Origin of the sequence: Streptomyces puniciscabiei, assembly GCF_006715785.1 — a bacterium.
GTDB lineage: Bacteria > Actinomycetota > Actinomycetes > Streptomycetales > Streptomycetaceae > Streptomyces > Streptomyces puniciscabiei.
This window is the reverse complement of the sequence record NZ_VFNX01000001.1, coordinates 3,478,529-3,493,050: the sequence shown is the minus strand read 5'-3', so window position 1 is coordinate 3,493,050 and position 14,522 is coordinate 3,478,529. Positions and strand designations below refer to the sequence as shown.

The window sequence follows — 14,522 nt, the reverse complement described above, 5'->3', positions numbered from 1 at the left end:
GTGCGTCGCCGAGGGGTGAACCGCCCGCCCGGGGTGCACGGATGACCCCTCGTCCGGAAGAAGTCACCCCCGCGAACTTCGACGCCGCGATCGGCATCCGGATCTGCCCCGGCCAGGAACACGCGGTCCAGCCGGTCGTACGGTCCCTGGCCGAGGCGTACGTCCACCCCGCCGGCCTCGCCCGGCCCCGGCTGATCGTCGACGACGACCGCCCGGTCGGCTTCCTGACGGCCTTCCTCGACATCGACGGGTACGGCGACGGCAGCGTGCGCCGCTCGGGCCTGTGGCGCCTCAGCATCGCGGCCGACGCGCAGGGGCGGGGGTACGGCCGGCTCGCCGTCGACGCCGTCGCCGACCTGCTCCGCCGCCGCGGCGACACCGGGATGTACGTCTGCCGGCACCCCGGCGCGGACGGCCCGGAGGCCTTCTGTCCGGGCCCGGGCTTCCGTCCGCCGGGGGCGAGACGGTGGGGGTGCCGCATCTGTGACCGGCTCGGCTACACCGGCTCAATGGTCAGCTCGGACAGGACTTCCCGGTTCGTCATGATGTCGATGGTCGTGATGCGGTCCGCGACGAAGGTGAACGTCAGGACCCGCTCGACGCGGCCGTCGGCGTACACCACCAGCCCCGTCGCCCCGTCGACCAGCGCGGGACGCGCCACCCGGGCCAGGTGGGCGAAGCTCTTCGCGCCGGAGGCGACGCCGGCCGCACCGATGGCCGTACCGGCCTCGCCGCGCGCCAGCACGTCCGGGTCGAGCACCTCCAGCAAGCCGTCGAAGTCCCCCTCCCGCGCGGCCGCCAGGAACGCGTCGACCACCTCCCGCTGCCGCACCAGGTCGGTCTCCGGCGCGTCCGCGCCCCGCACCCGGCGCCGCGCCCGGCTGGCCAGCTGCCGTGCCGCGGCCGGGCTGCGGCCGAGAATCCCGCCGACCTCGTCGAAGGGCACCCCGAACAGGTCGTGCAGCACGAACGCCAGCCGCTCGGGCGGCGAGAGCGTGTCGAGGACGACCAGCAGGGCCACCCCGACCGAGTCCGCGAGCACCGCGTCCTGCGCGGGGTCCGGCTCGGCGGAGGCTCCGGGACGCCAGGTGTCCAGGGGCTCCTCGCCCCGCGAGCGGCGGGAGCGGAGCATGTCCAGGCAGACCCGGCCGACGACGGTCGTCAGCCAGCCCCCGAGGTTGCCCACCTCACGCGTGTCGGACCGGCTCAGCCGGAACCACGCCTCCTGCACCGCGTCCTCGGCCTCGGCGGCCGAGCCCAGCATCCGGTAGGCGACGGCCCGCAGGTGCCCCCGGTACCCCTCGAACCGCTCGGCGAGAAACTCGTCGTCACGGTACTGCCGCTCGCGCTCGCTCATCGGGATGCCCGGCCTTTCCGTCGCCCTGGTGGTCCGCCACCTCACTGACGAACGGCAGGCGCCGGATGTGACGGCTCACCGGATCAGGACAGGCCGTGCGGGGGACAGCTCACCGGATAGGGCAGGCCGTGCGGGGGACGAGTGCCGTGCTGCGCCCGGCCGGGCTCACGCCCAGTCGCGGCCCGAGCGGCCCCGCTTCGTCTCCGCGCGCTGCTTCTTCTCCCGCAGCCGGCGCTCATTGATGCCGCGCGGGATGCGGGTCGGCCTGCGCGGCTTGGGCGGGGGCGCGCTCGCCTCCGCGAGGAGGGCGGCGAGGCGTACGGCGGCGGCCTCGCGGTTGCGCCACTGGGAGCGGTGCTCGGAGGCCCGTACGGTCACCACGCCGTCCACGAGCCGGCCCGCGAGCCGCTGCAGCGCCCGCTCCTTCCAGACCGCGGGCAGCGCCTCGGTGCGGGCGAGGTCGAAGCGCAGCTCCACCTGGGAGTCACTGGTGTTGACGTGTTGTCCGCCGGGCCCGGACGACCTGGAGAAACGCCACATCAGCTCGGCCTCGGGGAGCGAGACGGAGCCACGGATGACGTAAGGACCGGACATGCCCTCCATGTTCCCGGCCGTGCCCGGTCCACGTCACCTGGATTTCCGGGCCGGACCTCACACTCGGCACGAAGAATGCTCGGTAAAAAAGGTAAAGGCATCCGGAACCACCGGGACCCCCCTCGACGTTCTTCCCGGTGACGGTAGCTTCAACGGCACTGCACCACACTTGTCCAAGGAAAGGACTCCCAACATGGCTGTAAGCCTGTCCAAGGGTGGCAACGTCTCGCTCACCAAGGAGGCTCCGGGCCTGACCGCCGTCACCGTGGGCCTCGGCTGGGACGTCCGCACCACCACCGGCACGGACTTCGACCTGGACGCCTCCGCCATCGCGGTCAACGGCCAGGGCAAGGTCTACTCGGACGCGCACTTCGTCTTCTTCAACAACAAGCAGACCCCGGACAACTCCATCGTCCACACCGGCGACAACCGCACCGGCGAGGGTGCCGGCGACGACGAGTCGATCAACGTCAACCTGGCCGCGCTCCCGGCCGACATCGACAAGGTCGTCTTCCCGGTCTCCATCTACGACGCCGAGAACCGCGGCCAGAACTTCGGCCAGGTCCGCAACGCCTACATCCGCATCATCAACCAGGCCGGCGGCGCCGAGATCGCCCGCTACGACCTCTCCGAGGACGCCGCCACCGAGACGGCCATGGTCTTCGGCGAGCTGTACCGCAACGGCGCGGAGTGGAAGTTCCGTGCGGTGGGCCAGGGTTACGCCTCGGGCCTGGTCGGCATCGCCCAGGACTTCGGCGTCAACGTCTGAGAGACGGCCACAGCGAGCGGAAGCCCGGGCGCGGACGCGGCCCAGGGCTTCCGCCGCCGCGGGACATCCCGGCCCCGCCGCCGGGTCACGGGTGGGCCGGCTTGCCGTCTCCGTACAGCCAGTCCTTCCAGATCCCGGTGAAGTCCTTGTGCGGGGCCTTCTTCTCCACGTACGCGGTGAAGTCGGCGGTGCTCGCGCTGCCGTGGCGGTGGGTGGCGGCCCAGCCCTGGACGATGTCGTAGAAGGTGTCGTCGCCGACCTTCTGCCGGATCTTCTGCAGGACCATCGCGCCGCGCTGGTAGACGGGGCTGTCGGAGATGTGGGCGGCGCTCGGCGGCTTCGCGGGCGGGTAGGCCCAGACGGCCTCGTCGTCACCGTTGTAGTAGTCCATGAAGGTCTGCTGGGCGCTCTTGCCGCCGTGGTCCTCCTGCCACAGCCACTCCGCGTAGGTGGCGAAGCCCTCGTTGAGCCACATGTCCTGCCAGGACCTGGGGGTGACCGAGTCGCCGTACCACTGGTGGGCGAGTTCGTGCACGAGGGTGCCGGTGTCCGGGGCGCCGGGGAAGAAGGGCCGGTTCTGGGTCTCCAGGGCGTAGCCGGCGTCGTCGGGGCGGTCGACGATCGCGCCGGTGGAGGAGAAGGGGTACGGCCCGAAGTTGGTCTCCTCCCACTTGATGACCTCGGGGAGCTGCGCGAGCGCCTGCTCGCTCGCCTTCGCCTGGGTGGGGTCGACGGCGGTGAGGATCGGCAGTCCGTGCGGGCCCGTGGTGCGGGCGATGTCGAAGTGGCCGACGGCGACGGCGGCCAGGTAGCTCGCCATGGGCTGGGCGGTGTGCCAGTGCCAGCTCGTGCGGCCGCCCTTGGTGGACTGCTCCGCCAACTCGCCGTTGGAGACGGCCTGGAGGCCCTGGGGGACGGTGACGGTGATGTCGTAGGAGGCCTTGTCGGAGGGATGGTGGTTGCCCGGGAACCAGGCCATGGAGCCGACGGGCTCGCCGAGGCCGAGGGCGCCGTCGGCGGTGGGCAGCCAGCCCTCCTTCGAGCCGTCGGGGTCGGTGAGGGTCTGCGGGGTGCCCGAGTAGTGGACCGTGGTGCGGAAGGTCTCGCCCCTGCTCAGGTCGTCGTGCGGGCGGACGGTGAGTTCCTGGCCGGCCCGGTTGAAGCGGGCCTGCTTGCCCTCGACGTCGACCGAGTCGACGTGCAGCCCGGCGAGGTCGAGGTCGAAGGCGGACAGATCCTTTGTGGCGCGGGCGGTGATGACCGCCGTGCCGGTGAGATGACGGGTGGCGGGGGTGTAGTCGAGGGTGAGGTCGTAGTGCCCGACGTCGTAGCCGCCGTTGCCGGCCTTCGGGAAGAAGGGGTCGCGTACGCCGGAGCCGCCCGGGGTGCCGTGGACACCGGCGTCGCACGCGGTGCCGGTGAGGGCGAGGGCGAGCAGGGCGGCGGTGGCCGGCACCAGGCGCACGGATCTGGACATGTCAGCGATCTTAAGCGGCGGTGTTCGAGGGGGTCCGGGTGTCGTCGGGCTCCTGCCGGGGCGTGACACCATCTCTGACGTGCTCGACATCGGCTACGCCCTCTCCAACCGGTTCCCGGACCCCCCGCAGACCGACTACCGCCGCGCGGACGTCCACGCGCTGCGGCACGACCTGTTCTGCGGTGACGTGTATCTCGCGGACACGAAGACGGACCGGGAGCTGTCCACAGCCTGGGGATGGGTGCCGGTGCTGGACTTCGCGTGGGCGCTGTGCGACATCGTGGAGCGGCTGGACCGGGATCCGATGGGCTCCCGCGCCGCCCGGCCGCAGCGCGCGGAGCTGGACTTCACCGAGTCCACCGACCGGATGCTGTTCGAGCGCCGCTTCGGCTGGGTCGACATCACCGCCGACTGGGTGCCGGCCGAGGAGTCCCCGCTGTCCTTCTCCCACGCCGACCTGCGCCGCGAGGCCCGCGACTTCCTGCACGACCTGATCGCCGACCTGACCGACCTCCATGAGGACCTGGCGGAGAACCCGGCGATCTGGACGCTCCAGGCCCGCTTTCCCCGGGTGTCGTAGGGCGCCGAGGGACTGCCGTAGGCCCTACTCCACCCGGATCCCCAGCTCCGCCGCCAACAGCGGTGCCAGGTCCAGCAGTTGCCCGGTGCTGATCACCGCCCCCGACAGCCGGTCCAGCCCCCGCACGATCTCCAGCGGAGCCGCCCCGCGCAGGTCCACGTCCTTCAGGGTCGCGCTGCCGAAGTCGGCCTCTCTCAGGGCGCAGTCGACGAACTCCACGCGCTCCAGCGTCGCACCGGCGAAGTCCGGCTCGACCAGGACGCAGGACTCGAAGACGACGTCCTTCAGGCGGGCCTCCCGCACATTGAGGTAGTCGATCTTGCCGCCGCGGACCACGACCCGCTCCAGGACGGCGCCGTGCAGCTGCGTGCCGCCCAGCCGGGCGTCGATCAGCTCGACGTCCCGGAACGTGGACTCGGCCAGATGTGTGCCCACCCCGCGCAGGCCGGTCAGGACCGAGTCGAGCACTCTGGCCCGGCCCAGCGCCGTGTCGTCCAGCACGCAGCCGGTCAGCGCGCAGTCCATGAACCGGGCGCCCACGCCGTCCTGCCCGGTCAGGTCGGCGTCCTGGAAGTCCAGGCCGTCATAGTCCCCGTCCGGCTCCAACTCGCCCTGCGGCCACGGCCGTAGGGGCGGCAGGCGCAGCTCCGGCCGTCGCGCGCCCTGCACTCCTGTCCGGCCCGCCGCACGGCCGCCCGTCGCTCTCCTCGCCATGCCCCCATGCTGCACCCCACCACTGACAATCCCCCTGACCTGGGCAAACCCGGTCGATGTCACATTCCGGCGCGCCGAACGGTCCTCTTGTCGGACCGACAGTCGTACGCACGGACCAGGTGTCCGGATCCGAGAGAGGGCCCGCCCATGCACCGCCCCCTGCACCGCCCCAAGCCCCGCATCACCGTCATCGGCGGCGGGTTCGCCGGACTCACCGCCCACCTTCGCACCGGCACGCCCGAGGCCCTCACGATCCCGGCGGGCATCGTCCACGGCTGCACCATCGCCATCTGGTGGGCGGCCGGCGTGATGCTCCTGGCGGGCCTGACCGCCGGCCTGATGGTCACGGCCAGGGCCCCGAAACACGAGGGAGCGGCCGAGGCCCCGGTACCGGAATCAGTGACCTGAGCAATCGGTGACCCGAGCGATCAGTGACCTGAGCCCAGCGCCGCCAGCGCCCCGTCCGTCAGCCGGTACACCGTCCACTCGTCCTGCGGACGGGCGCCCAGCGCCTCGTAGAAGCCGATCGCGGGCCGGTTCCAGTCCAGCACCGACCACTCCAGCCGCCCGTACCCGCGCTCGACGCAGATCCGCGCCAGCTCCGTCAGCAGCGCCCGCCCGTGTCCGCCGCCCCGCGCGCCCGGCCGGACGTACAGGTCCTCCAGGTGGATCCCGTGCACCCCGCGCCAGGTGGAGAAGTTCAGGAACCACAGCGCGAAGCCCACGGCCTCCCCGGTGGCGTCGTCCACCGCCAGGTGCGCGAACGCCGCCGGCCGCTCCCCGAACAGCGCCTCGCGGAGCTGCTCCTGGGTCGCCCGCGCCTCCTGCGGCGCCTTCTCGTACTCGGCCAGCTCACGGATCAGGGCATGGATGACGGGGATGTCGGCGGGTATCGCGGTACGAATCATGCGGCGAGACTAATGGGGGTCACCACCCGCTCAGTGCCGCCCCGCCACCCGGTCCGCCAGCCTCGCCAGCCGCGAGGACTCCGTGCCCGGGTGGAGGCGTTCGCGCTGGTCGGCGGTGCGGTAGGTGGCGTACATGCCGTGGACGCCGAGCCAGCGGAAGGGTTCCGGCTCCCACTTGCGGACCTTGTGACCGACCCAGGGCAGGTCCGTGAGCTCGGTGCGGCCGCCCTGGCCGGAGTCCTGCTGGACCAGGTCGCGCAGGGTGCGGGCGGCCAGGTTGGTGGTGGCGACGCCGGAGCCGACGTACCCGCCGGCCCAGCCGAGACCCGTCGAGCGGTCGAGGGTCACCGTGGCACACCAGTCGCGCGGCACACCCAGGACGCCCGACCAGGCGTGTTCCACCCGCACCCCGGCCAGCGCCGGGAACAAGCGGGTCAGGATCTCGTGCAGGGCCTCGATCGTCGCCGCCTGGGTGCGGCCGTCGTTGTCCGTGCGCGAACCGAAGCGGTAGGGGATCCCGCGGCCGCCGAGTGCGATCCGGCCGTCGGCGGTGCGCTGGGCGTACATGTAGGCGTGGGCCATGTCGCCGAGGGTCTCGCGGCCCTCCCAGCCGATGGCCCCCCACTGTTCCTCGGTCAGCGGCTCGGTGGCGATCATGGAGGAGTTCATGGGGAGCCAGGTGCGCCGCTGGCCCCTCAGGGACGCGGTGAAGCCCTCGGTGCAGCGCAGGACGTAGGGGGCGCGGACCGTGCCGTAGGGGGTGACGGCGTGCTTGGGGCGGATCTCGGTCACCGGGGTCGACTCGTGGATCGTGACGCCGAGGGCCTCCACCGCCGCCGCGAGGCCCTTGACCAGCTTCACGGGGTGCAGCCGGGCGCCGTGCGGGGTCCAGGTGGAGCCGACCGCGTCGGCGATCCGGATGCGTTCGGCGGTCTGGCGGGCGCCGTAGAGTTCCCGGTCCTTCTCGCCGTACGACAGCTCGTGCTCGTGGAAGGCCTTCAGACGGGCCAGCTGGGCGGGGGTGGTGGCCACTTCGAGGACGCCGCCCTGGTGGATGTCGGCGTCGATGCCCTCGGCCCCGGCCACCGCGATCACCTCGGCGACGGTGTCGTTCATCGCCTTCTGCAGGCGTACGGCGGCCTCGCGGCCGTGCAGTTTCGCGTAGCGGTCGCGGCCGGCGATGCCGTTGTAGAGCCAGCCGCCGTTGCGGCCGGAGGCGCCGTAGCCGCAGAACTTCTGCTCCAGGACGGTGACGCGGAGGAAGGGGGCGGCCTTCTTCAGGTAGTACGCGGTCCACAGGCCGGTGTAGCCGCCGCCGACGATCGCGACGTCGGCGGTCGCGTCCCCGGGCAGTGGCTCGCGTACCGCGGGGAGGCCGTCGTCCGCGTACCAGAAGGAGATCCCGCCGTTGACGACACTGCTTGCCGAGCTGCTCATGGCCGGGACGTTAACCCCTCGGAGCGGCCAGTGTCTCCTTCGGATTCCATGCTTTTCCGCGGCCTCTGGTCAGGGGGGAGCAGGCCAGTCCGATCAGTGCCGAGACGAAGTGGCCGAGGTCGGTGAAGGTCGATCCCTCGGTCAGCGGCAGCGCGAAGACCCCGAGGACCACCAGCAGATACGCGTACCGCCAGGGCGGCGCGATCCGGTAGGCGAGCACGGCGATGACCCCGGCCAGGGCGTAACTCACGCCCACGTCCAGGGTGTTGACCGCCGAGTGCGGTGCCATGCCGTCGCGGATCGCCTTGAGCAGCGCGCCCTCGCTGATCAGCGTGGCGAGCACATGCGCCAGCGCACACACGGCGAGCCAGCGGGCGGTGCCGAGCCAGCGCTCCACCGGCGCGTGGAACACGGTGTACAGCAGGATGTACGGCAGCCAGCGGCCGCTGTCGATCCACAGCGCGCTGGCCACGAGGACCCGCACCGGGTTGCGCGACAGCTCGTGGATGTTGGTCGACCGCTGCCGCAGGAAGTGCTCCTCGAACTCCGGCGACATCTGGTGCAGCGCGACGGTCGTGACGAACAGGACACCCAGCCACACATACGTGCCGGGAGCACTGCGGATGTACGCCCATACGCCGCCGAGGCCCCGGATGATTCGCATGAGCCGATTCACGCACGCCGGTATCGTCCGGCCCGTGATTGACATCCCCGGCGAGCTCGCGGAGGCCCAGGCGAGGTACAACGGCGCGGCGGGGCGGGCGTTCGTCGCCGGGCTGCCGGACCTCGCGGCGGCCTTCCTCGACCGATGGCGGCTGCGGCTCGACGGTCCCTCCATGAACGGCGTCAGCGCCCTGGTCCTGCCGGTCACCCGCGCCGACGGCACCCGCGCCGTCCTCAAGCTCCAGCTGCCGGACGAGGAGAGCGAGGGGGAACCGGTCGCGCTGCGGGTGTGGGACGGCGACGGGGCCGTACGGCTCCTCGACCATGATCCGGCGACCGGCACCATGCTCCTGGAGCGGCTGGACGAGACGCGGATGCTCACCGCCGTGGCCGACACGCGCGAGGCCGTCGTGGTCGTCGCGCGGCTGCTGGCCCATCTGACGTCCTTCCCGGCGCCGCCGGGTATGCGCCGGCTCGGTGACATCGCCGGGGCCATGCTGGAACAGACCCCGTGGGCGCTGGGGCGCATCCCGGATCTCGCGGCCCGGCGCCTCGTCGCCGACTGCGCGGCCGCCGTGCGTGAGGTCGTCGCCGAGCCCGGTGACCGGCTGCTGCACTGGGACCTGCACTTCGAGAACGTGCTGGCCGCCGGCCGCGCGGACTGGCTGGCCATCGACCCGAAGCCGCTCGCGGGCGATCCGGGTTTCGAGCTGTGGCCGGCGCTGGACAACCGGTTCGAGGCGGCCGAGGTGCGCCGGCGCTTCGACGCGATGACCGAGGTTCTCGGGCTGGACCGGGAGCGGGCGCGTGCCTGGACGCTGGGCCGGCTGCTGCAGAACGCCCTGTGGGACGTGGAGGACGGCCGGCCCGTCGAGGAGCGGCAGCTCGAACTGGCGCGCAAGCTCCGCACCTGATTCCGATCAATCTCTTACTTGTTTCTCGTTGCCCCTGGCCGAAATGCATCGACAGCATTCGACTGTCACGGGCAGACCACTCGGCCTCCCCAACACCACCACACCAGAAGGGCACTTCCTTGCTCTCAGGGAGACACCGGGCGGCATCCACCGCCGCTCTGCTGTCCACCACGGCACTCATATCCGCCGGAATGTCCACCGGATGGCTCACGGCGACCGCCTTCGCGGCACCGCCGTCCCACGCGGCGGCCCACATCAAGCATCTGTGTGCCCACACCACCACGCCGGGCCATGTCGCGTGCCTCGCCGAGGCCCGCACCGACATCGTCCAGCACCTGACCGTCAGCCCGGACGCCACACCGTCCGGATACGGCCCCTCGGACCTCCAGAGCGCCTACAACCTGCCGTCCGCGACGGCCGGTTCGGGCCGGACCGTCGCCATCGTCGACGCCATGGACGACCCGAACGCCGAGTCCGACCTGGCCGCCTACCGGTCCCAGTACGGCCTCCCCGCCTGCACCACCGCCAACGGCTGCTTCCACAAGGTGAACCAGACCGGCGGCACCACCTACCCGAGCCCCGACTCGGGCTGGGCCGGCGAGATCTCCCTCGACCTCGACATGGTCAGCGCCGTCTGCCCGCAGTGCCACATCACGCTCGTCGAGGCCTCCTCCGCGAGCATGACCGACATCGGCACCGCCGAGAACGAGGCCGTCGCCCTCGGCGCCAAGTACGTCTCCAACTCCTTCGGCGGCACCGAGGACCCGACCGAGACCACCGCCGACGTCCAGTACTTCAACCACCCCGGCGTCGCCGTCACCGTCAGCGCGGGCGACAGCGGCTACGGCGTTGAGTACCCGGCCTCCTCCCCCTACGTCACCGCGGTCGGCGGCACCTCGCTCAACCGCGCGAGCAACACCCGCGGCTGGACCGAGTCGGTGTGGTCCAACGACGCCACCGACGGCACCGGCTCCGGCTGCTCCGCCGACGAGGCCAAGCCCACCTGGCAGACCGACAGCGGCTGCTCCCGCCGTACCGTCGCGGACGTCTCCGCGGTCGCCGACCCGAACACCGGCGTCGCCGTCTACGACACCTACGGCGCCTCCGGCTGGGACGTCTACGGCGGCACCAGCGCCTCCGCGCCGATCGTCGCGGCCACCTACGCCCTCGCCGGCACCCCGACCGCGAACAGCTACCCGTCGTCCTACCCCTACGGCCGCACCTCCGCGCTGAACGACGTCAGCACGGGCAGCAACGGCACCTGCTCCCCGGCCTACCTGTGCACCGCGGGCACCGGCTACGACGGCCCGACCGGCCTCGGCACCCCGAACGGCACCGCCGCCTTCGCCCCCGGCGCCAACAGCGTCAACTCGCTCCAGCCCGGCCAGAAGCTGACCTCCGGCCACAAGCTGAGCAGCGGGAACATCACGCTGACCATGGGCAGCGACGGCAACCTGGTCGCCTACCTCAAGACGAACGGCACCAGCGGCAGCGGCCCGGCGATCTGGTCCACCGGCACCTCCGGCCACTCCGGCGCCTACGCGTACATGCAGACCGACGGCAACCTCGTCGTCTACTCGAGCACCGGCACCGCCCTGTGGTCCACCCACACCAACGGCCACAGCGGCGCCTACTTCCTGGTCCAGGACGACGGCAACCTGGTGGTCTACGGCTCCGGCGGCGGCCCGAGCACCGGCGGCTCGCTGTGGTCGGACGGCACCTACGTGCACTCGGCGACCATCGGCTCCGGCCAGAAGCTCAAGGGCGGCTGGTGGGCCCAGGCCACGTACACCCGCCTCGTGATGCAGCCCGACGGCAACCTCGTGATGTACCGCAAGCACGACGGCAAGGCCATCTGGTCCACCGGCACCTCCGGCCACTCCGGCGCCTACGCGTACATGCAGACCGACGGCAACCTCGTCGTCTACTCGAGCACCGGCACCGCCCTGTGGTCCACCCACACCAACGGCCACTCCGGCGCGTACGCCGTGATGCAGAACGACGGCAACTTCGTCGTGTACACCTCCACCGGCGGAACGGGCAAGGGCGGCGCTCTGTGGGCGAGCAACACCCGGTCGTACGTGCCCTGACGCACACCACCTGAACGTCCCGCCGGCCCGGGGAAACCCCCGGGCCGGCGGCATTTTCGCCACGCCCTCCCCGGGATATGTGATGCTTCAACGTCCCGGTGCGCTGGTACTTCCGGGCACTCCTGTGACGGCTGTGCCTCGCAGTGCCTGTGATGACAACGACAACGGGGCTTCAGGGTGGGCATGAGAACTGAACAGAGAGTACGGCGCGGCCGCCGTCGAGTCGGCCCGAAGAAGCGCACCTGGATCGCGCTGGGCGCGCTCGTCGCCGGTGCCGGCGTGACCGTGGCGACCGTCGCCATGGCCGGGTCGGCAGGCCACGGCGGAGCCTCTGCCGCGTCGGGACCGATCAAGACACATGTCCACTCGCTCTCCCTCACCGGGAGCAGCGCGTCGCTCAAGGCGCTGGGAGCCCGGTCCACGGCTCCCTTCAGCATGGTGGGTGTCACCTGGAACGGCGCGCACGCCACGCTGCGCGGCACGGTGGAGGTGCGGACCCGATCCGCCGTCAGCGGCCACTGGACGCCGTGGCTGAAGATGCAGCAGCCGGACGACGTCCCCGACGCCGCCGAACTGAACCGTCCCGGGGTGCGCGGCGGCATGTCCCCCATGTGGTCGGGGCCGTCGAACGGAATCCAGGTCCGCGCGAGCGGCACCGGCCGGACGACCGCACTGCCCGCCGGGCTGCGGGTGGACCTGGTCGACCCGGGCAAGCCCGCCACCGGCACGACGCAGGACTCCGGCATGGACCCGGCGGCGTACGCCATGGACGCGACGGCCACCGACACCGCGACCCCGACGGACAGCGCGGCACCGACCGACACCGCGGCGGACGCCTCCGGCACCCCGACCGCGACGGACTCCGCCGCGCCCACGGACACCGCCACCGCCACCGCCACGGACTCGGCATCGGCCACGCCGTCCACCGGGACCTCAGCCTCCGACTCCGCCTCCGCCTCCGCGTCCACCTCCGCCTCCGCACCCGCCTCGCCGAGTGCGTCGCCGAGCGCGTCGCCGACGTCCTGGCCGAGCCAGCTGCCGACCATGGACCAGGCGTACCCGTCCTGCCCGGCCTCCTCGGCAAGCCCCTCCCCGTCCTCGTCGCCGACCCCGCCCGACCCGATGCCGGCCGCGACCACCTCCACGGTGGCACCGCCCACCGTCGTCACCCGGGCCGGCTGGGGCGCGGACGAGTGCGCGCGGGAGTCCGGTTACCCGTCGTACGGCTCGGCGGTGAAGGTGATGTTCGTCCACCACACGGACACCACCAACAACTACTCCTGCGCCGACTCCCCGGCGATCGTGCGCGGCATCTACGCCGAGCACCTCAACCAGGGCTGGCGCGACCTCGGGTACAACTTCCTCGTCGACAAGTGCGGCACCATCTTCGAGGGCCGCTTCGGCGGGATGGCACTGCCGGTCGTGGGCGCCCAGACGTACGGGTTCAACACCAACAGCATGGGCGTCGCCGCCATCGGCACCTACACCGACCTCAGCGGCGGCGACTCCACCGCCAGCACCTTCCCCGGCGCCACCCCGAGCCAGGCCATGCTCGCCTCCATCGCCCGCATCGCGGCCTGGAAGTTCGGCATGACCGGCGTGAACCCGGGCACCGGCACCGCCTCCCTGCCCGAGGGCGCCTCCGACAGCCACGGCTTCACCCTGGGCAACAGCTACAACTTCAACGTCGTCTCCGGGCACCGCAACGGCTACGCCACCGACTGCCCCGGCAACCAGCTCTACAACGCCCTGAGCACCATCCGCTCCTACGCGGCCGGCCCGGTCGGCGCCGTCACCGTCACCGGCATGTCCGGCGGGGCGACCAAGTCCGGGGCGAGCTACTACACCAAGGGCGCGGCCACGGTGAGCTGGAGCACCGCCACACCGTCCGCCGTGATCTCCGGCTTCGACGTCCTGGTCGACGGCAAGGCCGTGGCACACACCGCCGGCTCCGCCCGCTCCGCCGCGGTCTCGGTCGCCACGGGCAGCCACACCGTCCAGGTCCGCGCCACCCACGTCCGCGGCGCCACCACACTGTCCGGTTCGGCCACCCTGGTCGGCGACACCACCGCGCCCACCTTCCCGACCACCCCGGCCGTGCAGACGCGCACCGGCACCGTGAGTGCGACGGCGGTCCCCGTCACCGTGACCTGGAAGGCCGCCGACAACGCGGCCCTCGCCAAGGTCCTGGCGACCTCGCCGTCCTCGGCCGCCTTCGGCCCGACCACGACCACCTGGAACACCACCGCGAAGCCCGGCACCTCGGACCTGTTCGCCCTCAAGGCGTACGACGCGGCCGGCAACACCGCGGGCGCCTCCGTCAACCGGACACCGTCGATCATCCAGGAGACCTCCACCACCCGCACCGGCGCCTGGACCCACCGCAGCAGCACCAGCTACCTGGGCGGCTACTCCTACAGCTCCTCCTCCGCCGGCGCCTCGATCAGCTGGACCTTCACCGGACGCTCGGTGGCCTGGATCGTCTCCCGCGCCTCCACCTCCGGCCAGGCGTACGTCTACGTCGACGGCACCAAGGTCACCACGGTGGACCTGAAGTCCTCCACCACCCTCTACCGCCAGGCGATCTGGACCAAGACCTGGTCCAGCTCCGCCAAACACACCCTGAAGATCGTCGTGGTCGGCACCTCCGGCCGCCCGACTGTGACCACCGACGGCATCACAACCATCGGCTGACCGACCGCCCACACCGCGCACAAAAGCCGCCGGCCTGGGGAATCCCCAGGCCGGCGGCCTTTTTTCAGGGTCCGTCGGGGGCGCGACGGGCAACGAGGCCTATGGGCCGCTCAGTTCGTCCAGCAGCTTCGTGATGTGTACGGCCGTCGGAGTGATCAAAACATGAACGACGTTACGCTCTGATTCTTTTTGCACATCGTTCTCCAGGTATCTTCCCGATTCGGGGCACAGCAGCGGAGAAGAACGCATGAGGACCGTCCGGAAGATCGCAGGGGTGGCCGCGGCCACCTGCGGGATCCTCTTCGCCGGCATCGGGGTGGCCAGC

General features: G+C 71.7%; 12 protein-coding genes and 2 pseudogenes. 7 read left to right on the top strand and 7 right to left on the bottom strand.

Features of this window, described 5'->3' with window-relative positions; translation table 11 throughout:
• Positions 1-41: 41 nt before the first annotated feature.
• Positions 42-458: pseudogene (locus FB563_RS16110) on the top strand (GNAT family N-acetyltransferase); the annotation flags it as partial.
• 38 nt (positions 459-496) lie between these two features.
• On the opposite strand, the gene FB563_RS16105 reads toward FB563_RS16110, so the two are convergent.
• Together FB563_RS16105 and arfB are read right to left on the bottom strand one after the other, a co-directional pair.
• Positions 497-1,357 carry a sigma-70 family RNA polymerase sigma factor gene (locus FB563_RS16105; protein WP_055706259.1) on the bottom strand — a complete coding sequence of 287 codons (861 nt, stop codon included), beginning with the start codon at positions 1,355-1,357 and terminating at the stop codon, positions 497-499.
• Between the two features lie 165 nt (positions 1,358-1,522).
• Complete coding sequence (gene arfB / locus FB563_RS16100) at positions 1,523-1,960, bottom strand: alternative ribosome rescue aminoacyl-tRNA hydrolase ArfB (RefSeq protein ID WP_055706260.1); 438 nt, start codon at positions 1,958-1,960, stop codon at positions 1,523-1,525.
• A 184-nt stretch (positions 1,961-2,144) separates the two neighbouring features.
• Between arfB and FB563_RS16095 the strand changes: the two genes are divergently transcribed.
• Positions 2,145-2,720 carry a TerD family protein gene (locus FB563_RS16095; protein ID WP_055706261.1) on the top strand — a complete coding sequence of 192 codons (576 nt, stop codon included), beginning with the start codon at positions 2,145-2,147 and terminating at the stop codon, positions 2,718-2,720.
• Between the two features lie 85 nt (positions 2,721-2,805).
• Here the strand turns inward: FB563_RS16095 and FB563_RS16090 are convergent, their stop codons facing one another.
• Positions 2,806-4,197 carry a M1 family metallopeptidase gene (locus FB563_RS16090; RefSeq protein WP_055706262.1) on the bottom strand — a complete coding sequence of 464 codons (1,392 nt, stop codon included), beginning with the start codon at positions 4,195-4,197 and terminating at the stop codon, positions 2,806-2,808.
• A gap of 79 nt (positions 4,198-4,276) precedes the next feature.
• Between FB563_RS16090 and FB563_RS16085 the strand changes: the two genes are divergently transcribed.
• Entirely contained in the window at positions 4,277-4,777 is a 501-nt protein-coding gene (locus tag FB563_RS16085) for a hypothetical protein (protein WP_055706263.1), read from the top strand.
• A 24-nt stretch (positions 4,778-4,801) separates the two neighbouring features.
• On the opposite strand, the gene FB563_RS16080 is transcribed toward FB563_RS16085, so the two are convergent.
• Positions 4,802-5,491, bottom strand: a complete 690-nt coding sequence (locus FB563_RS16080) for a pentapeptide repeat-containing protein (RefSeq protein WP_107100618.1) — start codon at positions 5,489-5,491, stop codon at positions 4,802-4,804.
• Positions 5,492-5,638: 147 nt separating this feature from the next.
• Here FB563_RS16080 and FB563_RS16075 point away from each other — a divergent pair, with 147 nt between their 5' ends.
• Positions 5,639-5,899, top strand: coding sequence for a hypothetical protein (locus FB563_RS16075; protein WP_055706265.1), 261 nt, complete (start codon positions 5,639-5,641; stop codon positions 5,897-5,899).
• Positions 5,900-5,919: 20 nt separating this feature from the next.
• Here the strand turns inward: FB563_RS16075 and FB563_RS16070 are convergent, their stop codons facing one another.
• The 3 genes from FB563_RS16070 to FB563_RS16060 are packed head-to-tail and all read right to left on the bottom strand — an operon-like array spanning position 5,920 to position 8,500.
• Positions 5,920-6,399 (bottom strand): GNAT family N-acetyltransferase, encoded by a 480-nt coding sequence (locus tag FB563_RS16070; RefSeq protein ID WP_055706266.1) that lies wholly within the window; start codon positions 6,397-6,399, stop codon positions 5,920-5,922.
• A 30-nt stretch (positions 6,400-6,429) separates the two neighbouring features.
• Positions 6,430-7,836, bottom strand: coding sequence for an NAD(P)/FAD-dependent oxidoreductase (locus FB563_RS16065; protein WP_055706267.1), 1,407 nt, complete (start codon positions 7,834-7,836; stop codon positions 6,430-6,432).
• 10 nt (positions 7,837-7,846) lie between these two features.
• Complete coding sequence (locus FB563_RS16060; RefSeq protein ID WP_199832817.1) at positions 7,847-8,500, bottom strand: rhomboid-like protein; 654 nt, start codon at positions 8,498-8,500, stop codon at positions 7,847-7,849.
• On the opposite strand from FB563_RS16060, the gene FB563_RS16055 reads away from it, so the two are divergent.
• The 3 genes and pseudogenes from FB563_RS16055 to FB563_RS16045 all read left to right on the top strand — a co-directional run bounded on the left by FB563_RS16055 (position 8,499) and on the right by FB563_RS16045 (position 14,197).
• Positions 8,499-9,413 carry an aminoglycoside phosphotransferase family protein gene (locus FB563_RS16055; RefSeq protein ID WP_055706268.1) on the top strand — a complete coding sequence of 305 codons (915 nt, stop codon included), beginning with the start codon at positions 8,499-8,501 and terminating at the stop codon, positions 9,411-9,413. The genes FB563_RS16060 and FB563_RS16055 overlap by 2 nt on opposite strands.
• Before the next feature lie 191 nt (positions 9,414-9,604).
• A pseudogene (locus FB563_RS45460) lies at positions 9,605-10,759 on the top strand (S53 family peptidase); the annotation flags it as partial.
• A gap of 927 nt (positions 10,760-11,686) precedes the next feature.
• Positions 11,687-14,197: a peptidoglycan recognition protein family protein gene (locus FB563_RS16045; RefSeq protein ID WP_234357753.1), complete on the top strand. Its 2,511-nt coding sequence runs from the start codon at positions 11,687-11,689 to the stop codon at positions 14,195-14,197.
• The last annotated feature ends 325 nt before the right edge of the window (positions 14,198-14,522 follow it).

What these genes read in the sequence shown, in the direction of transcription:
- FB563_RS16095 (WP_055706261.1), top strand. Translation starts at nt 2,145, where the DNA reads ATGGCTGTAAGCCTGTCCAAGGGTGGCAACGTCTCGCTCACCAAGGAG.
- FB563_RS16070 (WP_055706266.1), bottom strand. Translation starts at nt 6,399, where the DNA reads ATGATTCGTACCGCGATACCCGCCGACATCCCCGTCATCCATGCCCTG.
- FB563_RS16055 (WP_055706268.1), top strand. Translation starts at nt 8,499, where the DNA reads ATGAGCCGATTCACGCACGCCGGTATCGTCCGGCCCGTGATTGACATC.
- FB563_RS16045 (WP_234357753.1), top strand. Translation starts at nt 11,687, where the DNA reads ATGAGAACTGAACAGAGAGTACGGCGCGGCCGCCGTCGAGTCGGCCCG.
- FB563_RS16105 (WP_055706259.1), bottom strand. Translation starts at nt 1,357, where the DNA reads ATGAGCGAGCGCGAGCGGCAGTACCGTGACGACGAGTTTCTCGCCGAG.
- FB563_RS16080 (WP_107100618.1), bottom strand. Translation starts at nt 5,491, where the DNA reads ATGGCGAGGAGAGCGACGGGCGGCCGTGCGGCGGGCCGGACAGGAGTG.
- FB563_RS16060 (WP_199832817.1), bottom strand. Translation starts at nt 8,500, where the DNA reads ATGCGAATCATCCGGGGCCTCGGCGGCGTATGGGCGTACATCCGCAGT.
- FB563_RS16090 (WP_055706262.1), bottom strand. Translation starts at nt 4,197, where the DNA reads ATGTCCAGATCCGTGCGCCTGGTGCCGGCCACCGCCGCCCTGCTCGCC.
- arfB (WP_055706260.1), bottom strand. Translation starts at nt 1,960, where the DNA reads ATGGAGGGCATGTCCGGTCCTTACGTCATCCGTGGCTCCGTCTCGCTC.
- FB563_RS16075 (WP_055706265.1), top strand. Translation starts at nt 5,639, where the DNA reads ATGCACCGCCCCCTGCACCGCCCCAAGCCCCGCATCACCGTCATCGGC.
- FB563_RS16065 (WP_055706267.1), bottom strand. Translation starts at nt 7,836, where the DNA reads ATGAGCAGCTCGGCAAGCAGTGTCGTCAACGGCGGGATCTCCTTCTGG.